The organism is Qipengyuania oceanensis (assembly GCF_009827535.1).
In the GTDB taxonomy this organism is placed as follows: Bacteria; Pseudomonadota; Alphaproteobacteria; order Sphingomonadales; family Sphingomonadaceae; genus Qipengyuania_C; species Qipengyuania_C oceanensis.
The window spans coordinates 1,953,214-1,975,875 of record NZ_WTYN01000001.1; the positions used below are offsets into that span (position 1 = coordinate 1,953,214).

The following is a 22,662-nucleotide window of genomic DNA, read 5'->3' on the forward strand; positions in this document are numbered from 1 at the left end:
CTTCTAAGCTTCCAGTTCGATGTCCCAGTAGAGCCAGTCGCGCCAGGTTTCGTGCAAGTAGTTCGGCGGGAACTGCTTGCCGTATTGCTGCAGTTGCCAGTGGGTGGGCCGGATCGGCTTGGTGTAGAGCTGCATCCCGGCCTGCTGCGGGGTCCGGCCGCCCTTCTTCATGTTGCACGGGGCGCAGGCGGTGGCGATGTTCTCCCACGTGGTGCGCCCGCCCAACCTGCGGGGCACAACGTGGTCGAAGGTCAGATTGCTCATCGATCCGCAGAACTGGCAGGAAAAGCGATCGCGCAGGAACACGTTGAACCGGGTGAAGGCGGGAAATTCCGATGGCTTCACATATTGCTTCAGCGCGATGACGCTCGGGATCTTCATGTCGAGATTGGGCGAATGGACCTCGCGCTCGTAGCTCTCGATCACCACCACCCGGTCGAGGAAAATCGCCTTGATCGCGGTCTGCCACGGCCACAGGCTGAGCGGGTAATAGGACAGCGGGGTGTAATCCGCGTTCAGCACCAGCGAAGGGCAGGATTCGAGCCGGCGCGTGGGATCGCCGTCGACCCCCCTGAACCTGGCTGCCCGTTCGATCAGTTCGGATTTGAGCACGTCTTGCGTCCCTCCCGATTGATGCGAGAATGCATTTGCCCAAAAAAGCGTCAACCCTGTTACAGGGTGTGAATCCACAGGCTTCTGCAGGCGAGTCATCTTGGCAACAGTCGAAACCGTCACGAGATTCGCGCCGAGTCCGAACGGGCCGCTGCACCTCGGGCATGCCTTCTCCGCGATCGCGGCGTACGATCGCGCACGGGCGGACGGCGGGCGAATGCTCCTGCGGATCGAGGATATCGACGGCGTGCGCAGCCGTCCCGAACTCGCCGACGAATTCCGCCGCGATCTCGAATGGCTGGGACTGGAATGGGACGAAGTGCCCGCCCAGTCGACCCGTCTGGAAAGCTACGAGGATGCCGCCCGCCGCCTGCTTCAGCGCGGGCTGCTCTACCCGTGCACCTGTACCCGCAAGCAGATCGCCGAGGCGAAGCCGCGCGTCGGGACCGACGGGCTGGTCTATCCCGGAACCTGCAAGGGGCGCAAAACCGATCCGGACAAGCCCGCCGCGCTGCGGCTCGATATGGACCGAGCTGTCGCGGAGGCCGGCGATCTCGACTGGTGCGACGAGCTGGAGGGCGAATTCATCGCGGAGCCGCGCGATTTCGGAGACGTCGTCATCGTGCGCAAGGATGAACCGGCCAGCTATCACCTGGCAGTCACGCTCGACGATTCGGCGGACGGGGTGACGGTCGTGACCCGCGGGGCGGACCTGTTCGCTTCGACCGATGTTCACCGGCTGTTGCAGGACCTGCTCGGCCTGCCGGTCCCCGAGTGGCGGCATCACGGCCTGCTGGTCGACGAAAGCGGGGGCAAGCTTGCCAAGAGCCGTGCCTCCGGCGCGCTCGGTCACGGCCTTTCCGAAAGGCGGCTGGCGGGGCAGGACGGACGGGCGCTCGCAGACGCGATGCGCGACGGGCGTTTCCCTGCTGGAATTTCGCTCGCGACACCCTAGATAGTAGCCATGACAACGATCCTCATCATCGCTCTCGTCGTGCTGATGGCCCTGGTGGTCTTCAGCCTCGTTCGCGGCATCGTCGCGTTCCTCCAGACAACCAAGCTCGATCTCGAAAGTGGCGAGGCAGAGCATGTTCACGAGATGCAGCTGAAACAGAACAAGATGATGTTCGCGCGCATCAAGTACCAGGCACTCGCGGTGGTGGTGGTCGCGGTGATTCTCGCCATCGCCAGCTGAACCGGGCTCCTTTCGTTCATCGGGGGAAAGAACGATGGTCAAGCTGAACAAGATCTACACCCGTACCGGCGATGACGGTACGACCGGCCTCGTCGACGGCTCGCGTACATCGAAGAACTCGCTCCGGATGGAAGCGATCGGCGCGGTCGACGAAACCAATTCGGCGATCGGACTGCTCGTCGCGCAATTGCACTCGATCAATGCCGACGTCGTCCATCATTTCCAGAACGACCTGTTCGACCTGGGCGCGGATCTCGCCACGCCGGCGGGCGAGAACGAGGATTTTGCTCCGTCGGAAATGGTACTGCGGATTGTCCCGTCGCAGGTCGAACACGTGGAACGGTCGATCGACGCGCTCAATGAACACCTGTCCCCGCTGACCAGTTTCATCCTGCCGGGCGGGACGGAGCCGGCCGCGCGTGCGCACATCGCCCGGGCATCGGCGCGGCGCGCGGAACGGGCCATGGTCGCCCTGGCCGAGCAGGAGCCGGTGAACCCGGCGGCGCTGGCCTATATCAACCGCCTGTCGGATTACCTTTTCGTGCTCGCCCGCAGCCTCAACGATCACGGGCGCGGCGATATCACCTGGAAGCCCGGAGCCAATCGCTAGCAAAGCGCTGGCCAAGCAGTCGCGCCCTCGCTAACAGCCGCTTTTTGCTGCAGGTGCGAAGGATAAGGCTATGCGGACAGTCGGCGTAATCGGTGCAGGCCAGATGGGGTCGGGGATCGCCCAGACGGTGGCGCAGTTCGGCGGCAAGGTGCTGCTCGCGGACGTGAAGATCGAGCTTGCGGAGAAAGCCAAGGCCGGGATCGACAAGAGCCTCGCCAAGCTGGTCGGCCGGGGCAAGATCGATGTCGCCGATGCCGAAACGGCGCTGTCCCGTATCACGCCCGTCGGCGACTATGACAAGATGGCGGAAGCCGATCTCATCATCGAGGCCGCGACCGAGCGCGAGGAGATCAAGAAGGCGATCTTCGAAAAGGCAGGCAGCGTGCTGTCGCAGGGCGCGATCCTCGCTTCCAACACCAGTTCGATCCCGATCACCCGGATGGCGAACTACTCGCCCGATCCGCAGCGCTTCATCGGTTTGCATTTCTTCAATCCCGTGCCGGTCATGGGGCTGATCGAAGTCATTCCTGGCCTCGCGACATCGCAGGACACGACCGACCGGACGGTCGCCTTCGCCGAGAGTCTCGGCAAGCAGGTGGTGCTCAGCCAGGACGAGCCGGGCTTCGTCGTCAACCGCATCCTGCTGCCGATGATCAACGAGGCGATCTTCGTGCTCGGCCAGTCGACCGCCAGCATCGCCGATATCGACAAGGGCTGCCGCCTCGGCCTCAATCACCCGATGGGTCCGCTCGAGCTCGCCGATTTCGTCGGGCTCGACACCTGCCTCGACATCATCATGGTGCTCTACAAGACGACCCGCGATGCGAAGTATCGCCCGGCGCCGCTGCTGGTGAAATATGTCGAGGCCGGCTGGCTGGGCCGCAAGACCGGCAAGGGCTTCTACGATTACTCTGGGGACGCGCCGGTTCCGACCCGTTAACCCGCCTCCCTACTCCTCGTCAGGCGGATCTGTCGGTACAGGAAAATGCGCCTACCTGCGGGTAGAGCGGCCCGTGAACAGGAACGCGCGCGCGCTGCATCCGTTGGTCGGGCAAAGGAGTATCTCTCGATGACCGACAATACCAAAAGCCCCGTCCTGAGCCAGGAACAGCGCCAGGCGAACCTTGCGCCCGAAACGCACAACGACGAGCAGGACGATCACCGCAGCCAGGCGCAGGAAGTCGCGGAGCAGGCGAAGAACATCGATGCCGCCGGCAGCCCGACCGAAAGCACCAAGTCGGAAAACTCGTCGGGCCTGATGGGCGATTCCACGCAGGACACCATCGATCACATGCGTGACATGGAAAGTTCAGGCCGCATCGACATGGATGCCTATGCCGGCGAGCCGAACCATGACGACAACGAAGGCAAGTACGGCGAGGCCAACAAGGTCGACCCGGATCTCCCCTCGGACTGATCCAGAGGCAGACTGGCTCGGCGGCTGGTCGAAACTAGCCGCCGATGTCACCGTCGTTCAGCACCCACAGTGCTACGATCAAAAGGGCGGCCCCGGCAGAGATCGCCCAGGCGATCCACTTGATGTTCGGCATATTGGGCGAGTCGACCGCATGCGATGATAGGCGATTGAACGCCTTGCAGGCCCGCCGCTCCGCCCCGATCGCGAATACGATCGCCAGCGATATGAACATCGTCGCGATGGCTTTCGCGAGCCACGGCGGGTCGAACTCGCCGAACAGGGCGCGAAAGCCGATGCCGATGGCTATGGCTGCAAAGGCCGTTCGCATCCATCCTGCAAAGGTCCGTTCCAGCGCGAGGATCGTTCGGTCCTCGGCCCAGTCGGTCCGGTTCTCCGCCATCTTGGTACTGATGTCTTTTTCGGGATCGTCGCGGTCGTCGGGGTCGGTAGCGGCCATGTCGGCTACCATAAGGCGCTGTTTCCGGCTGACAAGCTAGACGTCGACGTCGCTGAACTCGTCCGCGTCCGTACTGTTCTCGGTGTCGACCAGCGGATCGGTGCTCTCGCCGTCGAGGTCGCCTTGGGACTCGTCGTCGTAGACGTCTTCGTCGTCGAGGTCTTCGTCCCAACCTTCGATGTCTTCTTCATCGTCGACCTGGCCGGCATCTTGCGACAGCGCGTTCTCGCGCACCATGTCGGCGGCAAAGTCCGCGCGCTGCGCAGCGATATCGTCGCTTGCCTCGGTCAGCGTCCCGCCTTCTTCCTCGGTTCCGACGAGCGTCACCGCGCCGATCACGATTGCGGCGGCGAACAGGAGTGCGCCCTTGCGCGACTTGAACATGTAGTTGTGCACGCCCCGCAAGATAGCGCCGAACGGGTTAATTTTCGGTAGAACCCGCCAGGTTCTTCAACTCGTACAGCAGCTCCAGCGCATCGCGCGGGGAAAGCGTGTCGGCATCGATTTCCCCGAGCCGGTCGCGCAGCGCATCGCATTCCTTCTCGTCCGCGTGTGCCGCGGCTGCGAACAGCGGCAGCTCGCCCAGGCCCGCGGCGAGGCCGCCGGTTTCGGCACGACCCTTCTCCAGCTTGTCGAGCACCGATCTGGCGCGGGACACGACCTGTTTCGGAACGCCGGCCAGCCGGGCAACGGCAAGCCCGTAGCTGCGATCCGCCGCTCCTTCTGCCAGCTCGTGCAGCAACACCAATTCGCCCTTCCACTCGCGCGCCCGGACGTGATGCAACGAAAGCGCGTCGCACGTTTCCGCCAGCCGGGCGAGTTCGTGGTAATGGGTCGCGAACAGGCACCGGCTGCGGTTGGTCTCGTGCACCGCCTCGACCACTGCCCAGGCGAGTGCGAGGCCGTCGTAGGTCGAGGTGCCGCGCCCGACCTCGTCGAGGATCACGAAGCTTTTATCGGTCGCTTGCGACAGGATCGCGGCGGTCTCGACCATCTCGACCATGAAAGTGGACCGGCCTCGGGCAAGGTTGTCCGACGCGCCGACGCGGCTGAACAGGCGATCAGCGAGGCCGACGGTGGCCTTGCCTGCAGGAACGAAACTGCCTGCCTGCGCCAGCAGCAGGATCAGCGCATTCTGGCGCAGGAAGGTCGACTTGCCGCCCATGTTTGGCCCGCCGATCAGCCACAGCCGCGAACGGGGACCGAGGTGGCAATCATTGGCGACGAAGCGCTCCCCGGCCTGGGCCAGCGCTGCCTCGACCACCGGGTGGCGACCCTGCTCGATCGCGAGTACCGGCTCGGCCACGATGTCGGGGCGGCACCAGTCGCCTTCCGAGGCGCGCTCGGCGAGACCCGCCGAGACATCGATCCGGGCGAGGGCAGCCGCGGTGGCGGCAATTGCCTCGCGCCGGCTCACGACTTCGCCGACCAGTTCCTCGAAATGCGCGTCCTCGGCAGCGAGTGCGTGTCCGCCCGCTTCGGCGATGCGAGTTGCTTCCTCGTGCAATTGCACCGAGTTGAATCGCACCGCGCCTGCCATCGTCTGGCGGTGGGTGAAGCCGCTGTCGGGCGCCATCAACGTGTCGGCATGTTTGGCGGGCACCTCGATGAAGTAACCGAGCACGCCGTTGTGCTTGACCTTGAGTGAGGCGATGCCGGTCTCGTCGCGGTACCTGGCCTCGAGAGCAGCGATCGCGCGGCGCGCATTGCTGGAAGTTGCGCGCAATTCGTCGAGGGCGGCGTCGTATCCCTCGGCGATAAAGCCGCCGTGACCGCGTTCGGTTGGCGGCGAGGGTACGAGCGCACGGTCGAGCAGGTCGGTCAGCGCGCCGTGCCCGCCCAGCGCTGGCAGCAGCCGGTCGAGCAGGGACGTCCGGTCGGGTGCGGCCTGCAACAGGTCGCGCAAGCGCCGTGCTTCGGCAAGGCCGTCGCGCACCTGGCCGAGATCGCGCGGGGATCCGCGGTCGGCGACGATCCGCCCCAGCGCGCGTCCGACATCGGGCGCCGACCGGAGCAATGCGCGCACGTCGCCGCGCAGCAGGGGATCGCGGTGCAGCCGGGCGACCAGCGCCAGGCGCTCCTCGATCGGGCCTGCCACTGCCAGCGGCGCAGCGAGGTCCTCGGCCAGCTGGCGCGCGCCTGCGCCGGTAACGCAGCGATCGATCGAGGCGAGCAGGCTGCCGGCGCGCTCGCCGCGCTGGGTGACTAGAATCTCGAGACTTGCCCGCGTCGCCTCGTCCATCGCCAGATGCGTCCCGGCCTCGCGGGCGACAGGCGGCAGCAGGAAAGGCAGCGTGCCGCGCCCGGCATGGTCGAGATAGGCGAGGAGGCCGGCGGCAGCCGCCAGCATGGGACGCGAGAAATCGCCCAGCCCGTCGAGCGTGGCGAGGCCGTGCAGGTCCTTGAGCTTCGCTTCGCCGCGATCGCTGGCGAAATCGCCGGTCGGACGAAATGTTGCATCCGGTGGCGCAGCATCCCAGCCATCGGGCGCGACGACCTCGCTGGCACCCAGCCTCGCCAGCGCCGCAGCCAGCCCTTCGGGCGCACATTCTTCCAGCACCATCTGGCCGGTCGAAATGTCGCAAGCCGCCACGCCGATCGCGCCGCGAACATCGCATATTGCGGCAAGCAGGTTGGCGCGGCGCGGCTCGAGCAGCGCCTCTTCGGTCAGCGTGCCGGCCGTCACGAAGCGCACGATGTCGCGCGCGACCAGCGCCTTGGATACCGGGCGGCCATCCTTCTTGGCGCGGGCCTTGGCCTCCTCGGGCGTTTCGACCTGCTCGGCGATCGCGACCCGGCAGCCGCCCTTGATCAGCCGGGCGAGATAGCCTTCCGCCGAATGCACCGGCACGCCGCACATCGGCACCGGCTCCCCGCCGTGTTCGCCCCGGCTGGTCAGTGCGATGTCGAGAACCCGTGAAGCCACCTTCGCATCGTCGAAGAACAGCTCGAAGAAATCGCCCATCCGGTAGAACAGCAATGCGCCCCCCGCTTCTTCCTTGAGCGCGAGATACTGCTCCATCATCGGGGTGGGTTTGGCTGCCATCGTGGCTCCGGCCTAGCCTGCGCCCGGACGATTCGGAACGGCCGTATTCCGCCTTTCCCCTATCGCTTCGCGCCATCAGGGGTTACGGGGCTGCCAGCAGGAGATTTGCGACTTGGCCGACGACAACCAGAAGGGCTTCACCACTCGCGAGGCGCTGTTCTACCACGAGACGATCCGTCCGGGTAAGATCGAGATCATCGCTTCGAAACCGATGACGACCCAACGCGACTTGAGCCTGGCCTATTCGCCCGGCGTCGCCGCCCCGGTCGAAGCCATCGCCAAGGATCCCAAACTTGCCGCGCGCTACACCGCGCGTGCGAACCTCGTCGCGGTAATTTCGAACGGCACGGCAATCCTGGGCCTCGGCAATCTCGGCGCGCTCGCGTCCAAGCCGGTGATGGAAGGCAAGGCGGTGCTGTTCAAGCGCTTCGCCGACGTCGATTCGATCGATATCGAGCTGGATACCGAGGATCCGGACAAGTTCATCGAGGCGGTCGCGCTAATGGAACCGAGCTTCGGCGGCATCAACCTCGAGGACATCGCCGCGCCCGAATGCTTCGTGATCGAGCAGGCCCTGCGCGAGCGGATGAACATTCCGGTCATGCACGACGACCAGCACGGGACGGCGATCATCTCGGCCGCCGGGCTGATCAATGCCTGCCACCTGACCGGGCGCGACCTCAGGGACGTGAAGATGGTGGTGAACGGCGCGGGTGCCTCGGCGCTGGCGTGCACCTCGCTCGCCAAGTCGCTCGGCATTCCGCACGACAACGTCATCGTGTGCGACCGTGCCGGCCCGATCTATCCAGGCCGCGAGAACGTCGACCAGTGGAAGAGCGCCCACGCGGTCGATACCGACGCACGCACCCTCGAAGAGGCGCTGGTCGGGGCTGACATCTTCCTCGGCCTGTCGGCGGCCGGCGCGCTCAAGCCCGAATGGGTGAAGAAAATGGCGGACCGGCCGATCATCTTCGCCATGGCCAATCCGACGCCAGAAATCATGCCCGAAGAAGCCAAGGCGGTGCGGCCGGACGCGATCATCGCGACCGGCCGTTCGGACTATCCCAACCAGGTCAACAACGTGCTCGGCTTCCCGTTCATTTTCCGCGGCGCGCTCGACGTGCAGGCTACCGCGATCAACGAGGAAATGAAGATCGCCGCTGCGCAGGCCATCGCGCAACTGGCGCGCGAGCGGGTGCCCGAGGAAGTCGCGGCAGCCTATGGCGTCAAGCACAAGTTCGGGCAGGATTACATCATCCCCGCACCCTTCGATCCGCGCCTGATGGAGGTCGTTTCCAGCGCGGTCGCGCAGGCGGCGATGGATTCGGGCGTCGCGCAGGCACCGATCGCCGACATGGACGCCTATCGCCATTCGCTGAAGGCGCGGCTTAACCCGACGACCTCGGTCCTGACGCAGGTTTACGAGACGGCCAAGGCGAACCCGAAGCGCGTCGTCTTCGCCGAAGCGGAAGAGGACGTGGTGCTGCGCGCCGCGATCCAGTTCCGCGATTTCGGCTATGGCGAACCGATCCTGGTCGGGCGGACCAACCGCGTGCTCGACAAGCTGCACCAGCTCTCGGTCAGCGATCCGGCAAGTTTCGAGATCCAGAACTCTGCCGACAGCCAGTTCGTCCCGCAGATGGTCGACTATCTCTACCAGCGGCTGCAACGGCGCGGCTATACCGAGCGCGACGTGCGCCGCATGGTCAACCAGGAGCGTAACATCTTCGCCGCCCTGCTGGTCGCGCTGGGTCATGGCGACGCGATGATTTCCGGCCTTACGCGAACCTTCGCCCAGACGGCGCGCGAGATCAACATGGTGCTCGACGAGAAGCCGGGTGCGCTGCCCTTCGGCATCCACCTGATGATCGGCAAGAATTACACCGTGTTCCTCGCCGACACGACGATCAACGAACGCCCCTCCGCCCCCGAACTCGCCCATATCGCCAAGCAGACCGCGGCGGTGGCCAAGCGGCTGGGTCACGAGCCGCGGGTCGCCTTCCTCAGCTATTCGACTTTCGGCAATCCGTCGGGCAAATGGCTCGAGAACATCCGCGACGCGGTGGCGATCCTCGATGCCGAGGACGTGGGTTTCGAATACGAAGGCGAAATGGCACCCGATGCCGCGCTCAATCCGACGGTTATGAAGCTCTATCCGTTCAGCCGTCTTTCGGGCCCGGCGAACGTGCTCATCATGCCGGGTCTCCAGTCGGCCAATCTTTCGGCCAAGCTGCTGCGCGAACTGGCGGGCAACGCCACAATCGGCCCGATGCTGGTAGGCATGGAAAAGCCGGTGCAGATCGCCCCGATGACCGCGATCGCGCCCGACGTGCTGACGCTCGCCGTGCTCGCGGCAGCCGGAGTGGTGGACTGACGTCATGGCTCAGACGCGCATCGTCCTCACCGTTACCGGCAACGACCGGCCGGGCCTGACCTCGGCGCTGGCCGATGCGATCGTCGCGGCGGGCGGCAACTGGCAGGAAGGGCACTTCAGCCGCCTGGGCGGGCTTTACGTCGGCTCGGTGCTGGTCGAGCTGGACGAGAGCAAGGTCGGGCAACTGGACGAGGGTGCCAGGGCGCTCGACATCGGCGACCTGCGCGTGGTGGCAAGCCGGGCGCGTGACGACGATGGGCCGCAGGGCCAGCCGTTCCTGTTCGAACTCGTCGGCGCGGACCGGCCCGGCATCATCAGCCAGGTCACGGCAGCACTGGCGAAACTCGGCGCGAATATCGAGAGCCTGTCGAGCCACGAGGAAGCTGCCGCATGGGGCGGCGAGCGGCTGTTCCGCGCGGAAGTTCTCGCCACCCTGCCCGAAGGGATCGAGCCCGAGGCTGCGCAGGACGCGCTCGAGGCGATCTCGGGCGAGATCATGGTCGACTTCAGTTTCGAAGGCGGTTGACCCCCGGTTCATCAGGCTTTTCATAAACTTCTCGCACAGGCCAGTGCCGAAGTGGTATTCTCCCCGGTCCGGGGGGAGCCATTAACGCCATTTTGGAATGGCCAGTCATTTTACCGAAAGATCGTCATGTCGATATTTGCCATGCTCCGCCGCCGCTATCTCGACGTTCTCGGGTCGATCTATATCTACAACGAGCATCGCGGTTACACCGCGATCGACCGGGTGCTGGAAGCCGTCCGTGCCCGCTCGCCCGAGGATACCGCGCTGATCGCCGCCATCGAGCAGCACCGGGTCGACGAGCGCAAGCATTACGTCATGTTCCGCCGCTGGTTCGAACTGCAGGGCCGCATGCCGCTGTCGGTGGACCGGACATTCGGCCACATCGATCGCTTCGTGGAGATCATGTTCCGCAAGAAGATCGACGATCTCGATACGCAGGCGGTGATCGACGACGATAGCCAGTTCGAGAAGCTGTGCCGGGTGATCTCCCTGACCGAACAGCGCGGCTACAAGCAGGTCGAAATCCTGCTCGATCACTTCATGGTCAAGAGCGATCCGGTTCTCATGAAGATCTTCCGCATCATCAAGAAGGACGAGCCGAGCCACTGGGCGCCATATGATGGCTGGCTGCAGGAACACGGCAAGCGCGAGCCCAAGTGGTGGGAGCGCCGCGTGGACACCTTCATCCATTCCGAGCTGCTGTTCCTCAAGCTGCCGTTCCTGTTCCTCAATCCCTTCATCGGCCGCCGCAAGGACTGGGCGGACGCCGGCGAGATGGAAACCGGCACGGTGCCCCTGGCGGCCTGACGCCCGACACCTGCTCGGCTACGTGACTTCCCGGTTCTTCAATCGGCGCGTTGGCGCCATGCTCGTGCGCAACACCGTGTCGAGTTCGCTGTCCTTCGTGGTCAGCTTCGTCGGCTTGTGGGCGCTGGTGACGCTTGCCGACATGAACGAGGTGCTGGCCGCGGCGATCGGTTTCACCGGCGCGCAGATGGTCCATTACGCCCTGGCGCGCGGCTGGATATTCCCCGATTCGGAACGCCGGATGGCGACCGGCTTCGTCATCTTCCTGCTCAATGCCGGGCTGGGCATGGCGATCACGCTCGGCCTCTATGCCGCGCTGCTGGAGTGGACGAGCATGAACTACCTCGTCGCCCGCGTGCTGGTATCGGTCTTCGCGGGGCTGGCGATGTTCGTGTCCAACGCGACGCTCAACTTCCGCAAGGTCTGATCCGGATGCGGGTCGCGCTGTTCTCGGGCAATTACAATTACCTTCGCGAAGGCGCCAATCGTGCGCTCAACAGGCTGGTCGATTACCTCGAGCGCGATTGCGGCGCGCAGGTCCACGCCTATTCGCCGGTAACCGATACGCCGGCCTTCGAGCCTGCCGGAACGCTGGTGCCGGTGCGATCGGTGGCCTTGCCGAAGCGCAGCGAGTTTCGCCTGGCGCTGGGGCTGGACCGGAGGGCGCGGGCGGACCTTGCCGCATTCGACCCGCAGATCGTCCATGTCTCCACGCCGGACATCCTCGGCGTGCGCGCCCAGACTTGGGCAATCGAGCGCAGCATTCCGGTCGTCGCGAGCATGCACACCTTGTTCGAGACCTATCTCGATTACTATGGCTTGGGCTGGCTGCGACCCGCCGCCGAAGCGCATCTGCGGCGGTTCTATCGCCGTGCCGACCATGTGCTCGCTCCAACGGAAGAGCTCGCGCAAGGGCTGGCGGCGATGCGCGGCGACGGTGCGGCAAGCGTCTGGAGCCGCGGCATCGACCGCGAGGGCTTCGACCCGCGCCATCGGGACATGGCGTGGCGCCAATCGCTCGGGATTGCCGACGACGAGGTGGTGGTGCTGTTCTTCGGGCGGCTGGTGCTCGAAAAGGGCATCGACGTCTTCCTCCAGGCCATGCGGGAAGCTGGCAGCCGGGCCAATGTCCGGGCGCTGGTCGTGGGCGAGGGCCCGGCACGCGAACTGTTCGATCGGCTTGAGGGTGCTGTGCTGCTCGGTCATTGCGAGGGCGATGCTCTGGGCCGCGCGGTGGCGAGCGCGGACATCATGCTGACGCCGAGCACGACCGAGACGTTCGGCCAGGTGATTCTCGAATCGATGGCGAGCGGCCTGCCGGTCATCAGCGCCGACGCGGCCAATGCCCGCGCGCTGATCGAGCCGGGCGTGACCGGGTTTCTTTGCGAACCGCGCGATGCGACGGGATATGCCGATGTGGTGGTAACGCTTGCCGGGGACCGCGCCCGCCGCATGGCGATGGGAGCAGCCGCGCGCGAGGCAAGCGCGGCCTATTCGTGGGACGCGGCCTCTGAGCAGGTCGCGTCCGTCTATCGCACGCTCCTGCAGCGCGGCTGACCCCAGGCGGGAGCGGCGCTGAAAAAGTAAAACCCCCATCCCGGGGGCATTGGGATGGGGGTTCGACTAAAGCGTTCGTCACGCTTCGCAAGATGACCAGGAGAGAGATCAGGGCAACAGGGGGGAAACCCGCCTCTCACCACCTTGCTGGGACTATAAATATGGCCTGTGTGATTGCTGGTAAATGAACATTCGGTCGCGGCCTGCCGCAAGCTTGAAACGCCCTCGCGGCGAGGCGTTACGCCCTAGCGACGAGACGATTTTCGCGGATCGGTGAAGCGGAAAGTATTCTCCGCAACGGCCATACCGTACCGCTGGTTGCGCAGTCGCACGGTGGTGCGATTGTTCTGCGCATCGAGCGCTACCCAGTTGGTCAGTGCGTAGCCGCCCGGAGCCTTGGCATCGCGGTTGAAGATCAGCGTGATCACGCCGAACTCCGGCCGCTTGGGATCGCGTACTTCCACGCTGATCACGTTCGGATTGCCGGTCGGCACGAGCTTGCCGTAACGCTTCACGTCTCGGTTGGGATCGAGCAGCGCGCCGAGCGGCGAATTGCTGATCGGCCAGCGTTCGACCTGCTTGACCTCGTAATCGACGAGGTAGAGCGACTTGCCGTTCGAGACGACGACGAAGGGCACGCCCTTCTCGTACTGGAAGCGGATCTTGCCCGGGCGCTTCAGCGTCAGCACGCCGGAAATCGACTTGCCCGACCGGTCGGTCTGGGTGAAGTCGGCCCGCATGGTAGAAATGCCGCGCAAGGCGGCAACCGCCTTGTCAAGATCGCCCGCGGCGGCCTCGACCGGCTGGGATGGAACGAAGAGCGCTGCCGGCACGGCAATCGCAGCGGCCCCTGCCATGACGGCAGTGAGCGGCTTTCTGAAAAGGGAAATCAAGGGTGTCATGCTCCGTGTTCTGGGATCGGAGCATTGAACCATCGCTGAATTCGGAAGGTTCCGGAAATTCAGCTTACTTGATCTTCGCTTCCTTGAATTCGACGTGCTTGCGAACGACCGGGTCATACTTCCGGAAGGTCATCTTCTCGGTGATGTTGCGCGGGTTCTTCTTGGTCACGTAATAGAAGCCGGTGTCGGCGGTCGAGACCAGCTTGATCTTCACGGTTGCGGGCTTCGCCATGGCGGTATCCTAAAAGCTTGATGGGCCGGTCTTCAGCCGAAAAAAATACAGGCGACGCAGCGCGCCGCCCTTCTGCCGCGCGCCATTCGCCGATTCACGTCCGAAAGTCAAGCAGCGGTCGCGCTCACCAGTCGCTGCGCGAGACCTTGCCGCGATTGGCCTTTACCGCGCCGCGCGCCTTCTTGCCCGCGAGCCGCTTGGTCTTGCCGACGCGATTGAGCCTGGTCTTGGCGCGCTTCTTGGGCTGGCGGTGCGCGTCCTCGAGCAGGGCTTCCAGTTTTTCGCGCGCCTCGCTCCGATTCGCGTCCTGCGTGCGGTGCGTCTTCGCCGTGATCAACAGGTCGCCGCTGGCCGTCAGCTTGCTCCCCGCAAGCTCGCGCAGCCGCGCAAAGACGGGAGGCGGCAGGCGCAGCGCATAGATATTCACCCTGAGCTGGACCTCGGTCGCGACCTTGTTGGCGTTCTGACCGCCCGGACCGCTGCCTGCAAGGAAGCTCTCTTCCGCCAGCGCATGGGCGCGGTCGATGATGGCTTCAAGCGGCTCCGGGTCCATCGGGCATGTCCGGAGGCGGGGGCGCGGTGAGGCCGGCGCGCAGAAAATCCTCGGGGAAGGGGGCATAAGCCTCGATCGGCGTCTTGCCCTCGCGCTGCACGGTCAGCGTTTCGGCATGGAGCATGGTCCGCGGTGCGCCCTTGTTCTGGCCACGAACCGGGCCGTAGACCGGATCGCCCAGCAATGGCGCGCCAAGGCCCTGCAGCGCGTGGACGCGCAGCTGGTGGGTACGCCCGGTGGTCGGCCGGAAGCGGATCAGCGAGCGCCGACGGTCGCCCTCGCCGATCGTCTCGAGCAGCTCCCAGTGAGACACCGCGGGCTTGCCTTTTTTGGCGGCGATCATCCGCCAGCCCTTTTCCGCCGAGCTGATCTTGCTCAGCGCGAGTTCGATCGTGCCCGATCGCTCGGCCGGTTCGAAATCGATGATGGCGAGGTAGGTCTTGCCGACGAGCCGGTCCTCGAACGCCTTGTTGAACCGCTTGAGCGCCTTGGGATTGCGCGCCAGCAGCAGGCAGCCGCTGGTATCGGTGTCGAGCCGGTGAACCGGCACAGGCGGCCGCTGGAAGCCGAGCTTCAGCTGCTCGACATGGTCGAACAGGGCCGGGCCGCCGCGCTTCGGGCGGTCGACGGGAAGTCCCGCGGGCTTGTCAATCACCAGCGCTTCGCCGTCTTCGTAGAGAATCGGAATTTCGTTCATCGAAGCGCGCTCTCTATGCGTGCGAGCGCCGTGTCCAGCGCCGTCTCGCTCGCGGCGAAGCTGATGCGGAAACCGTCAGCCCCGCCGAAGGCACTTGCCGGCACGACTGCAACGCCCGCTTCGAGCAGGTGCAGCGCCAGCGCGTTGTCGTCGTCGAACCGGCCCATCAACGGCTTTGCATCGACGAAGCAATAGAATGCACCATCCGGTTCCGGAGTCGAAAGGCTGGGAATTGCGTTGATAGCGCTCACCACGCGGTCGCGGCGACGGCGGAAGGTCGCCCGCCATTCGCCGAGGAAATCCTGGGGGCCGGTCAGCGCGGCGACGGCGGCGGCCTGGCTGACCGAACTCGCATTGCCCGAATTGTGCGATTGCAGACGGGTCATCGCGGAGACCAGTTCCTGCGGGCCGGCCGCGAAGCCGATCCGGAAACCGGTCATCGCGTGGCTTTTCGACACGCCGGAGACGGTCAGCAGCCGGTCTGCTAGGTCGGGCGCGATCGCACCGAGGCTGACGTGGCCTTGCGCACCGTAGACGAGCGGCCAGTAGATATCGTCGCTCATCACCATCACCTTGCGATGGCGGCGCAGGATTTCGGCGATGCGTTCCAGCAGCGCGGGGGGATAGACGGCCCCGGTCGGGTTGCACGGACTGTTGAGCAGCAGCCAGCGGGTACGCGGCGTGATCAGGCGTTTGAGCCGGTCGGGGTCGGGCAGGTAACGATCCTGCGGCGTGGTCGGCAAGGGTACCACCTCGCCGCCTGCAAAGCGCACGATCTGCGGATAGCTGACCCACCAAGGGGCCGGCACGATCACCTCGTCGCCCGGCGCTATGGTGGCGAGCAGCGCCTCGAAAATGGCCTGCTTGCCGCCGGCGGTCACGATGACCTGCGGCCTGGACGTCTCGATCGCGAGATCGCGCGCGAAGTGCCGGACCACCGCCTCGCGCAGATCGGCCGTGCCGGCCACGGGGGTGTAGCGTGTCTTGCCCTCGTCGAGCGCCTGCTTCGCCGCGGCGATGACGTGGGCGGGCGTATCGAAATCTGGCTCTCCGACAGACAGCGAGACGATGTCGCGCCCTTCGCCGCGCAGCGCCGCCGCGCGATCGGTCATCGCCGAAGTCTGCGACGCCTCTATGCGTTCGAGCGCCGGGGACAGGGGAATCATGGAATGAGCTGTGCGGCCATGAGCCCGCGCACCGAATTGCCGAGCAGGAAGCCACCGACCAGGTCGTCCATCCGCACGTCGCCTTCGATTGCCTCGCCGCTGTCGAGCAGCGACCGGCGCAGCACGCCCGGCAACAGCCCGAGCGAAGCGCGCGGGGTGACCAGTTTCCCGTCCCCGCGGCGCACGAAGACATTGGTCCAGCTGCCCTCGGTCAGCAGCCCGTCGGGCCGCAGCAAGAGCGCCTCGTCCGCACCGGCGACGCGGGCGACCAGCAGCGCATCCTCGTAGAAGGCACGGTCGGAGGTCTTGTGGCGCAGCCGCCAGTCGCCGCTGTCGACCGGCAGCGGGAGGATCGCGCAGGGTATCGGCTCCTCGCGCGGCGGGAGCGTGTGCGCTTCCAGCGCGATCTCGCCGCTCCGTGCCAGCATCAGCCGGACCTTGGACAGCCGGTCGAGATCGAAGCACAGCGCCTGGATCTGGTTGCGCGTTGCGTGTCGGTCGAACGCAAAGCCGAGTTCGGCCGCGCTCGCCTTGATCCGTTCGAGATGCAGTTCGAGCAGCGCAATGCCCGCTTCCGGGTCGAAACGCATGGATTCGATCAGGTCGAACGCGGGTGCGGTCATGTCGGGAGCGCTGGCACGGGCGAAGGCACCTTTCAAGATGCACTCGCGCCATTCCGTCTCCGGCTCGCTGTCCGCGACGATAGCCGAACCGATGCCGAGCACGGCGGATCCTTGCCCGTTCTCGATGGGAGTCAGCCGCAAGGTGCGGATCGCTACGTTGAAGGCGGCATCCCCGTCGGCCGAGATCCGCCCGATCGCGCCGCAATAGGGCCCGCGCGCATCGCGTTCGACGGCATCGATCAGTTCCATCGCGCGGATCTTGGGCGCGCCGGTGATCGAACCGCAGGGGAAAATCGCGCGGACGAGGTCGACCACACCCGCTTGCGCTTGCAGTCGCGCCTCGATCGTCGTGGTCATCTGGTGGACCGTCGGATAGCTTTCGACCGCGAACGGCTTCTCGACATGCACCGTGCCGGCTTCGGCGACCCGGCTGAGGTCGTTTCGCAGCAGGTCGACGATCATCAGGTTCTCGGCGCGATCCTTGTCCGAGCCGGCGAGCTCGTCTGCCAGTGCCCGGTCGCTTGCCGCATCCCGGCCTCGCGGGCGCGTGCCTTTCATCGGCTTGGCCCGGATGGTCCGGTCCTTCAGGGACACGAAGAGTTCGGGCGACAGGCTCAGCAGCCAGTGCGATCCATCGAAGATTGCGCCGCCGTAACCGGACTTTGCCGCACCGCGCAGCTGGCGATAGAGCGCCAGGGGTTCGCCGCGCCATGACCCGGCAAGCGGGAAAGTCAGGTTTGCCTGGTAGATGTCGCCGGCCCTGATCGCTTCCTTCAGCGTATCGAATGCCCGTTCGTAGGCGCCCTGTGACAGCTGCGGGACTAGCGGCCCGATCGAGGCATCGCCCGCGCCATGCTCCTGCAGCCAGGCGGGCATGTCGGCAGCCGCGATCTCCTGCTCGCTTTCGAACAGGCCGAGCCAGACCAGCGGCCCGCCCGCTCCTGAACGCGCTGCGGCGAGCGGGGCAAGCCTGGGCTCCAGCGCCAGCCCCGCCTCGTAGGCGATGTAGCCCGCCAGCGGCAGGCCGTGCCGGCGCCGGGCGTCATCCGCGCGTGCGAGTGCATCTTCCACCTCGTCCGCTCGATAGGCGACGAATATCTCGCGCGCCTGGCCGAACAGGTGCGCCGGTGCGGCCCCTTCCTCGCGGGCATCGTCCAGCAATACGAAGGGCGAGGTTTCGGTCATGTGCCCGACCGCCTTAGCCGCTTGCGCTCACAAGTCGAGAACTTGACCGTCGGCAGCGCGGCCCGCATCAGGGCCCGACACGATAGACACGGGAGCTTCACGCGCGATGAGCGACATCTTTCTCGGCCTTGCAGCCAATGGCGAGCGGCAGTCGCTGGCGCTTTCGCGGGCAAACCGGCACGGGCTGATCGCGGGCGCAACCGGCACGGGCAAGACGGTGACCTTGCAGGGCCTCGCCGAGAGCTTTTCCGCGCAGGGTGTCCCGGTTTTCGTCGCCGACGTGAAGGGCGATCTGTCCGGCATCGCAATGCCGGGGTCGCCCACTTTCAAGCACGCCGACAAGCTGGAGGCGCGCGCGAAGGAGCTGGGCATGGAGGACTATGCCTATTCCGACAATCCGGTGATCTTCTGGGATCTGTACGGCGAGCAGGGCCACCCGATCCGCACCACCGTCAGCGAGATGGGGCCGCTGCTGCTCAGCCGGCTGCTGGACTTGAACGAAACGCAGGAAGGCGTGCTGCAGATCGTCTTTCGCCACGCCGACGAGAACGGCCTGTTGCTGCTCGATTTCGCGGATCTGCAGGCGGTGCTTTCCTGGGCATCGGACAATGCGAAGGAGCTGTCAGGGACCTACGGCAACGTCTCCAAGCCTTCGGTCGGCGCGATCCAGCGCCAGCTGCTGAGCTTCGAGAGCCAGGGAGCGAACCTGTTCTTCGGCGAGCCGGCGCTGGAGATCGACGATTTCCTCAAGGTCGACGAACAGGGCCGCGGCTTCGTCAACGTGCTCGCCGCGGACAAGCTCATGCGCAGCCCGAAGCTTTATGCGACGTTCCTGTTGTGGCTGCTTGCCGAACTGTTCGAAAGCCTGCCCGAAGTCGGCGATCCGGAAAAGCCGAAGCTGGTGTTCTTCTTCGACGAGGCGCACTTGCTGTTCGACGATGCGCCCAAGGCGCTCGAAGACAAGATCGAGCAGGTCGTGCGGCTAATCCGATCCAAGGGGGTGGGGGTGTTCTTCGTCACCCAGAACCCGATCGATATTCCCGAAGAAGTCGCCGGCCAGCTTGGCAACCGCGTGCAGCATGCCTTGCGCGCCTTCACCCCGCGCGACCAGCGCGCGATCAAGGCCGCATCAGAGACGTTCCGGATAAATCCCGAACTCGATGTCGAGGAAGCGATCACCCAGCTCAAGGTGGGCGAGGCGCTGGTCTCCACGCTCGACGAGGACGGCGCGCCGACGATCGTCCAGCGCACGCTGATCAAGCCGCCGCGCAGCCGCCTCGGCCCGGTAACGCCCAAGGAGCGGGCGATAATCCAGTCGGTCAGTCCGGTGGAAGGCAAATACGATACCAGCGTCGATCGCGAGAGTGCCGCCGAAGTGCTCGCGCAGAAGGCCGCCGATGCCGAGGCGACCGCGCAGGAGGTCGCCGACAAGGGGCGCGAGGAAGTCGGCAAGCGCGAGCGCAAGAGCACCTCGATATGGGGCAAGGCGGGCAAGGCCGCCGCGACCGCCGCTGCCGGCTCCCTGAGCTCGATTGCCGTGGCGACGGTGCTGGGCAAGAAGTCGCGCGCGGACCCCTTGCGCACCGGGGCCACTGCCTTCGTGCGCAACATCATCGGCGGGTTGATGCGCTAGCTAGAGCGGCAGGCGGATTTCGGCGCGCAGCCCGCCCTGTGGGCGGTTTGCCAGCACGAGCGTTCCGCCATGCTGTTCGGCGATCGCGCGCGCGAGCGTCAGGCCCAGGCCCGCGCCGCCGGTCGCGCGATTGCGGCTGGTCTCTCCTCGCTGGAACGGCTCGAGCATGGACGCGATCCGGTCGGCCGGGATGCCGGGACCATCGTCGTCGACCTGCAGCACCGCTTGCCCTTCGCGCTCCAGCAACGAAACGCGCGCCGTGCCGCCGTAGCGCAGCGCATTGCCGACCAGATTGCGCAGTGCGCGCTTGAGCCAAGTCTCGCGGACGGGCGCGACTACGCGCGGCGATGCCTGGAGCGTTACCGGCTCGCCCATGTCCTCGTATTCCTCGACCACCGATGCGGCGAGCGCGGCCAGGTCCACGCGCTCGGCTGCGCCGTCGGCCCTGCCGATGCGGGCCAGCGACAGGATATCGTCGAGAGTGCGCGCAATATCCTCGATCGTCGCGGCCATTTTCGCGCGCGCAATCTCGTCCGGCACGCTCTCGATACGCACGCGCAAGGCTGCGAGCGGGGTTTTCAGGTCGTGGCCGATCGCGCCGAGCATCACGTCCTTCTCGTCGAGCATCGAGCCGATGCGCATTTCCATCGCGTTGTGGGCGGCGATCAGGCGGCGCAGGTCGTCAGGGCCGGCGGGCGCCAGCGGGCCGGTCGCGTTGCCGCTCGCGGCAAAGGCCTCGGTCCGGCGGGTCAGCGCGCCGAGAGGGCGGGTCAATTGCCGCAAAATCAGGAACAGGGGCGCTGCGAGCAGGAGGAGGACCAGCACCACCTGCATCACCAGCAACCGCACGGGCGCGGTCTCCGCAGGCGGCACGGGTACGCGCGCGACTTGCCAGGGGGTATCGGGGTCGGCCCGGATGGCGGCGACGATGATATGCTGATTTGCCCTGTTCTGCGGCACGCCGGCCCGGCGCAGGAAAGGTGCGACCAGCGGGTCGTCGATCGCCCGCCGCGTGGTCACGATCACTTCGCCGGGGACGATCCCGCGCGCGGACAGCAGTTCGGCGAGCGCTTCGGCGCGCTCGGCATCGGCAGTCTCGCCCGGTAGCAGCGGGGGGCCGGTCGATGTCTCGTAACGAAACCGGCGCGGCAACCGCAGGCCGGGCCCATCGGGACCGCGCATACGCGCGCCATCGCGCCGGTGCACGCGTTGGTCGATACGCCCGCGCTCGGCGGCGCCGACACCCAGGTGATAGGCCGCCGCGTTAAGCATGGCGTCCTCGCGCCGTTCCTGCATCGCCCGGTACAGGAGCGCGGCGGAGATCACCTGCGCCACCAGCAGGGCGAGGCCCAGCGCCAGCATGACCTGGCCGAAAAGGCTTTTGGGCACCAGCCTCACGCGGCATCGCCGGGCGGTGCGATCCGCCTGACCGTCGCACCGAAGCGATAACCGCCGCCGCGCACGGTGAGGATGAAATGCGGGACCTTGCTGTCGGCCTCGATCTTGCGCCGCAAACGGCTGACCTGGTTGTCGACCGCCCGGTCGAACAGGTGCGCCTCGCGCCCCTGCACCATGTCGAGCAGCCGGTCGCGGTCGAGCACGCTGCGCGGATTGTCGAGGAAAGCGCGCAGCAGGCGGAACTCCGCGGTCGAGATCGGCACCAGCGTCCCTTCCGGATCGGTCAGCCGGCGCTTGAGCGGATCGAGCCGCCAGCCTTCGAACTCGTAATGCGCATCTTCTTCTGGCGGAGTGGCAGAACGGCTAGCGCGGCGCAGGACCGAGCGGATCCGGGCGACCAGTTCGCGCGGCTCGAACGGCTTGGAAACGTAATCGTCCGCGCCGATCTCGAGGCCGACGATGCGGTCCATCGCCTCGCCCTTGGCGGTGAGCAGGATCACCGGCAGGTGTTGGCTCTCGATCAGGTGGCGGGTGAGCGACAGGCCGTCCTCGCCCGGCATCATGATGTCGACCAGGGCGATGTCGGGCCGCGTGTCGAGCAGGCGGCTGCGCGCCGCCGCGGCGCTGTCGGCTTCCAAGACGTCGAACCCCTGGCCGACGAGATACTCGGCCAGGGGCTCGCGCAGGCTGATCTCGTCATCGACCAGCAGAATGGTTGTAAGGGGCGCTTCCTCGGTCATGATGATCGGCGGTTAGCGCCCCTTCGTGTGGAGCGGCAAGGCTCAGCTCGCAGGCTTTGCCGCGCGGCGTTCCTGCCACCTGGCCTTCATTGCGGCGCGGGCGGCTTCCTGCTCGGCCTTGCTGAGCTGGCCGTTGCCATCGGTATCGACCATCGCGAAGTGCTTGGCCCTTGCGGCATCGAACTCGGCGCGTGTGATCGTGCCGTCGCCATTCGCATCGGCCATCTTGCCCATCATCCGGCCGCCATGCATGCCATCACGCTGCCCGTGCTTGCCGCCGCGCTCGGCCATGCGCTCCTTGCGCATTTCGCGGCCGGCTTCCAGCTCGGCCTGCGAGAGGCCGCCCGACTTGTCGGTGTCGAGCCTGGCGAACATCTGCGCGTGGCGCTCTGCGCGGTCCGGGCGTGCCTTGGCATCGGTGCCGCGACGCTCGGTGCGTTCCGCCATGCGCTCGGCATGGTGGGCCTGCATCTCGGCGAGGCTGACTTCGCCATTGCCGTCGGCATCCAGCGCGGCGAACCGTTCCGGGCCGCGCTGTTCGCGGCGCTCGGCGCGCTTTTCCTTCATCGCGTCGCGATCGGCCTGGGTCAGGACACCGTCGTTGTTGGCATCCATCTTCTGCCACATGGCCGCGGCGGCTGCATTGGCTTCGGCCTTGGTCACGATGCCGTCGCCGTTGGCGTCGGGACTGTGGTGGCCGTCGCGGTGATTATGGGCGGTCGCGGCGCCTGCGATGCCGACCATGGCGAGCGCGGCGGCGCTGAGAGTGAGTGCTTGCTTGCGCATCTTGTATGCTCCTGTGTTCCAATATCTTGAGCTGCGGGAGCGCGTGCCTCGCCTTGGAGGGGGAGGGATCGTGAGGGCACGTCCCCCGCAACTCGTGACCCGGTTCTAGCCGCCGGCTGTCGCAGCCATATGTCGCAAACGCGGCA

At 66.0% G+C, this 22,662-nt stretch carries 24 protein-coding genes; 11 read left to right on the plus strand and 13 right to left on the minus strand.

Annotation, left to right across the window (positions count from 1 at the left end):
* Nucleotides 1–3: 3 nt before the first annotated feature.
* The gene (locus tag GRI48_RS09480) at nucleotides 4–612 is read right to left on the minus strand and encodes an HNH endonuclease (RefSeq protein WP_160674557.1); all 609 of its coding nucleotides are present in this window, start codon (nucleotides 610–612) and stop codon (nucleotides 4–6) included.
* 97 nt (nucleotides 613–709) lie between these two features.
* On the opposite strand from GRI48_RS09480, the gene gluQRS reads away from it, so the two are divergent.
* The 5 genes from gluQRS (at nucleotide 710) to GRI48_RS09505 (ending at nucleotide 3,834) form a co-directional block, all read left to right on the plus strand.
* Nucleotides 710–1,567, plus strand: coding sequence for a tRNA glutamyl-Q(34) synthetase GluQRS (gene gluQRS, locus GRI48_RS09485; RefSeq protein WP_419956960.1), 858 nt, complete (start codon nucleotides 710–712; stop codon nucleotides 1,565–1,567).
* Nucleotides 1,568–1,576: 9 nt separating this feature from the next.
* Nucleotides 1,577–1,807, plus strand: a complete 231-nt coding sequence (locus GRI48_RS09490; RefSeq protein WP_160674563.1) for an HIG1 domain-containing protein — start codon at nucleotides 1,577–1,579, stop codon at nucleotides 1,805–1,807.
* 34 nt (nucleotides 1,808–1,841) lie between these two features.
* A complete protein-coding gene (locus GRI48_RS09495; protein WP_160674566.1) occupies nucleotides 1,842–2,417 on the plus strand; it encodes a cob(I)yrinic acid a,c-diamide adenosyltransferase in 576 nt (191 codons plus the stop codon).
* Nucleotides 2,418–2,487: 70 nt separating this feature from the next.
* Entirely contained in the window at nucleotides 2,488–3,357 is an 870-nt protein-coding gene (locus GRI48_RS09500) for a 3-hydroxyacyl-CoA dehydrogenase family protein (RefSeq protein ID WP_160674569.1), read from the plus strand.
* 129 nt (nucleotides 3,358–3,486) lie between these two features.
* A complete protein-coding gene (locus tag GRI48_RS09505) occupies nucleotides 3,487–3,834 on the plus strand; it encodes a hypothetical protein (RefSeq protein ID WP_160674572.1) in 348 nt (115 codons plus the stop codon).
* Between the two features lie 34 nt (nucleotides 3,835–3,868).
* On the opposite strand, the gene GRI48_RS09510 is transcribed toward GRI48_RS09505, so the two are convergent.
* The 3 genes from GRI48_RS09510 to mutS are packed head-to-tail and all read right to left on the minus strand — an operon-like array spanning nucleotide 3,869 to nucleotide 7,337.
* Nucleotides 3,869–4,291, minus strand: coding sequence for a YidH family protein (locus tag GRI48_RS09510; protein WP_160674575.1), 423 nt, complete (start codon nucleotides 4,289–4,291; stop codon nucleotides 3,869–3,871).
* Between the two features lie 36 nt (nucleotides 4,292–4,327).
* Nucleotides 4,328–4,675: a hypothetical protein gene (locus tag GRI48_RS09515; RefSeq protein WP_160674578.1), complete on the minus strand. Its 348-nt coding sequence runs from the start codon at nucleotides 4,673–4,675 to the stop codon at nucleotides 4,328–4,330.
* A 37-nt stretch (nucleotides 4,676–4,712) separates the two neighbouring features.
* Nucleotides 4,713–7,337 (minus strand): DNA mismatch repair protein MutS, encoded by a 2,625-nt coding sequence (mutS, locus tag GRI48_RS09520; protein ID WP_160674581.1) that lies wholly within the window; start codon nucleotides 7,335–7,337, stop codon nucleotides 4,713–4,715.
* A gap of 112 nt (nucleotides 7,338–7,449) precedes the next feature.
* Between mutS and GRI48_RS09525 the strand changes: the two genes are divergently transcribed.
* The 5 genes from GRI48_RS09525 (at nucleotide 7,450) to GRI48_RS09545 (ending at nucleotide 12,601) form a co-directional block, all read left to right on the plus strand.
* Nucleotides 7,450–9,711 (plus strand): NADP-dependent malic enzyme, encoded by a 2,262-nt coding sequence (locus GRI48_RS09525; RefSeq protein ID WP_160674584.1) that lies wholly within the window; start codon nucleotides 7,450–7,452, stop codon nucleotides 9,709–9,711.
* A 4-nt stretch (nucleotides 9,712–9,715) separates the two neighbouring features.
* Nucleotides 9,716–10,237 (plus strand): glycine cleavage system transcriptional repressor, encoded by a 522-nt coding sequence (locus GRI48_RS09530; protein ID WP_160674587.1) that lies wholly within the window; start codon nucleotides 9,716–9,718, stop codon nucleotides 10,235–10,237.
* A 126-nt stretch (nucleotides 10,238–10,363) separates the two neighbouring features.
* The gene (locus GRI48_RS09535) at nucleotides 10,364–11,044 is read left to right on the plus strand and encodes a ferritin-like domain-containing protein (protein ID WP_160674590.1); all 681 of its coding nucleotides are present in this window, start codon (nucleotides 10,364–10,366) and stop codon (nucleotides 11,042–11,044) included.
* A gap of 58 nt (nucleotides 11,045–11,102) precedes the next feature.
* Nucleotides 11,103–11,471 (plus strand): GtrA family protein, encoded by a 369-nt coding sequence (locus GRI48_RS09540; protein ID WP_160674593.1) that lies wholly within the window; start codon nucleotides 11,103–11,105, stop codon nucleotides 11,469–11,471.
* 5 nt (nucleotides 11,472–11,476) lie between these two features.
* Nucleotides 11,477–12,601: a glycosyltransferase family 4 protein gene (locus GRI48_RS09545; protein ID WP_160674596.1), complete on the plus strand. Its 1,125-nt coding sequence runs from the start codon at nucleotides 11,477–11,479 to the stop codon at nucleotides 12,599–12,601.
* Nucleotides 12,602–12,846: 245 nt separating this feature from the next.
* Here the strand turns inward: GRI48_RS09545 and GRI48_RS09550 are convergent, their stop codons facing one another.
* From GRI48_RS09550 to pabB, 6 genes are all read right to left on the minus strand, one after another.
* Nucleotides 12,847–13,503 (minus strand): LolA family protein, encoded by a 657-nt coding sequence (locus GRI48_RS09550; RefSeq protein WP_160674599.1) that lies wholly within the window; start codon nucleotides 13,501–13,503, stop codon nucleotides 12,847–12,849.
* Nucleotides 13,504–13,567: 64 nt separating this feature from the next.
* Nucleotides 13,568–13,735 carry a 50S ribosomal protein L33 gene (rpmG, locus tag GRI48_RS09555; protein WP_010233410.1) on the minus strand — a complete coding sequence of 56 codons (168 nt, stop codon included), beginning with the start codon at nucleotides 13,733–13,735 and terminating at the stop codon, nucleotides 13,568–13,570.
* 124 nt (nucleotides 13,736–13,859) lie between these two features.
* Complete coding sequence (arfB, locus tag GRI48_RS09560; RefSeq protein WP_160674602.1) at nucleotides 13,860–14,288, minus strand: alternative ribosome rescue aminoacyl-tRNA hydrolase ArfB; 429 nt, start codon at nucleotides 14,286–14,288, stop codon at nucleotides 13,860–13,862.
* The gene (locus GRI48_RS09565; protein WP_160674605.1) at nucleotides 14,269–14,985 is read right to left on the minus strand and encodes an RluA family pseudouridine synthase; all 717 of its coding nucleotides are present in this window, start codon (nucleotides 14,983–14,985) and stop codon (nucleotides 14,269–14,271) included. Before GRI48_RS09565 ends, arfB begins: the two co-directional genes overlap by 20 nt.
* The gene (locus tag GRI48_RS09570; RefSeq protein WP_160674607.1) at nucleotides 14,982–16,151 is read right to left on the minus strand and encodes a pyridoxal phosphate-dependent aminotransferase; all 1,170 of its coding nucleotides are present in this window, start codon (nucleotides 16,149–16,151) and stop codon (nucleotides 14,982–14,984) included. The genes GRI48_RS09565 and GRI48_RS09570 overlap by 4 nt, the downstream gene beginning before the upstream one ends.
* Nucleotides 16,148–17,959: an aminodeoxychorismate synthase component I gene (pabB, locus tag GRI48_RS09575; protein WP_160674610.1), complete on the minus strand. Its 1,812-nt coding sequence runs from the start codon at nucleotides 17,957–17,959 to the stop codon at nucleotides 16,148–16,150. The genes GRI48_RS09570 and pabB overlap by 4 nt, the downstream gene beginning before the upstream one ends.
* A gap of 106 nt (nucleotides 17,960–18,065) precedes the next feature.
* Here pabB and GRI48_RS09580 point away from each other — a divergent pair, with 106 nt between their 5' ends.
* On the plus strand, nucleotides 18,066–19,592 hold the full coding sequence (locus tag GRI48_RS09580; RefSeq protein WP_160674613.1) for a helicase HerA-like domain-containing protein: 1,527 nt from the start codon (nucleotides 18,066–18,068) through the stop codon (nucleotides 19,590–19,592).
* On the opposite strand, the gene GRI48_RS09585 is transcribed toward GRI48_RS09580, so the two are convergent.
* The 3 genes from GRI48_RS09585 to GRI48_RS09595 are packed head-to-tail and all read right to left on the minus strand — an operon-like array spanning nucleotide 19,593 to nucleotide 22,516.
* Entirely contained in the window at nucleotides 19,593–20,981 is a 1,389-nt protein-coding gene (locus GRI48_RS09585) for a sensor histidine kinase (RefSeq protein WP_337190798.1), read from the minus strand.
* Between the two features lie 5 nt (nucleotides 20,982–20,986).
* Entirely contained in the window at nucleotides 20,987–21,730 is a 744-nt protein-coding gene (locus GRI48_RS09590) for a response regulator (RefSeq protein ID WP_160674616.1), read from the minus strand.
* A 42-nt stretch (nucleotides 21,731–21,772) separates the two neighbouring features.
* Nucleotides 21,773–22,516 carry a hypothetical protein gene (locus GRI48_RS09595; RefSeq protein WP_160674619.1) on the minus strand — a complete coding sequence of 248 codons (744 nt, stop codon included), beginning with the start codon at nucleotides 22,514–22,516 and terminating at the stop codon, nucleotides 21,773–21,775.
* Between the last annotated feature and the right edge of the window lie 146 nt (nucleotides 22,517–22,662).

Bases quoted from the DNA above. Each gene is read 5' to 3' on its own strand.
- pabB (WP_160674610.1), bottom strand. From the start codon at position 17,959: ATGACCGAAACCTCGCCCTTCGTATTGCTGGACGATGCCCGCGAGGAA.
- GRI48_RS09540 (WP_160674593.1), top strand. From the start codon at position 11,103: ATGCTCGTGCGCAACACCGTGTCGAGTTCGCTGTCCTTCGTGGTCAGC.
- GRI48_RS09580 (WP_160674613.1), top strand. From the start codon at position 18,066: ATGAGCGACATCTTTCTCGGCCTTGCAGCCAATGGCGAGCGGCAGTCG.
- GRI48_RS09515 (WP_160674578.1), bottom strand. From the start codon at position 4,675: ATGTTCAAGTCGCGCAAGGGCGCACTCCTGTTCGCCGCCGCAATCGTG.
- GRI48_RS09570 (WP_160674607.1), bottom strand. From the start codon at position 16,151: ATGATTCCCCTGTCCCCGGCGCTCGAACGCATAGAGGCGTCGCAGACT.
- rpmG (WP_010233410.1), bottom strand. From the start codon at position 13,735: ATGGCGAAGCCCGCAACCGTGAAGATCAAGCTGGTCTCGACCGCCGAC.
- arfB (WP_160674602.1), bottom strand. From the start codon at position 14,288: ATGGACCCGGAGCCGCTTGAAGCCATCATCGACCGCGCCCATGCGCTG.
- GRI48_RS09510 (WP_160674575.1), bottom strand. From the start codon at position 4,291: ATGGCCGCTACCGACCCCGACGACCGCGACGATCCCGAAAAAGACATC.
- GRI48_RS09490 (WP_160674563.1), top strand. From the start codon at position 1,577: ATGACAACGATCCTCATCATCGCTCTCGTCGTGCTGATGGCCCTGGTG.
- GRI48_RS09530 (WP_160674587.1), top strand. From the start codon at position 9,716: ATGGCTCAGACGCGCATCGTCCTCACCGTTACCGGCAACGACCGGCCG.
- GRI48_RS09550 (WP_160674599.1), bottom strand. From the start codon at position 13,503: ATGACACCCTTGATTTCCCTTTTCAGAAAGCCGCTCACTGCCGTCATG.
- GRI48_RS09495 (WP_160674566.1), top strand. From the start codon at position 1,842: ATGGTCAAGCTGAACAAGATCTACACCCGTACCGGCGATGACGGTACG.
- GRI48_RS09545 (WP_160674596.1), top strand. From the start codon at position 11,477: ATGCGGGTCGCGCTGTTCTCGGGCAATTACAATTACCTTCGCGAAGGC.
- GRI48_RS09505 (WP_160674572.1), top strand. From the start codon at position 3,487: ATGACCGACAATACCAAAAGCCCCGTCCTGAGCCAGGAACAGCGCCAG.
- mutS (WP_160674581.1), bottom strand. From the start codon at position 7,337: ATGGCAGCCAAACCCACCCCGATGATGGAGCAGTATCTCGCGCTCAAG.
- GRI48_RS09590 (WP_160674616.1), bottom strand. From the start codon at position 21,730: ATGACCGAGGAAGCGCCCCTTACAACCATTCTGCTGGTCGATGACGAG.
- GRI48_RS09500 (WP_160674569.1), top strand. From the start codon at position 2,488: ATGCGGACAGTCGGCGTAATCGGTGCAGGCCAGATGGGGTCGGGGATC.
- GRI48_RS09565 (WP_160674605.1), bottom strand. From the start codon at position 14,985: ATGAACGAAATTCCGATTCTCTACGAAGACGGCGAAGCGCTGGTGATT.
- GRI48_RS09595 (WP_160674619.1), bottom strand. From the start codon at position 22,516: ATGCGCAAGCAAGCACTCACTCTCAGCGCCGCCGCGCTCGCCATGGTC.
- GRI48_RS09535 (WP_160674590.1), top strand. From the start codon at position 10,364: ATGTCGATATTTGCCATGCTCCGCCGCCGCTATCTCGACGTTCTCGGG.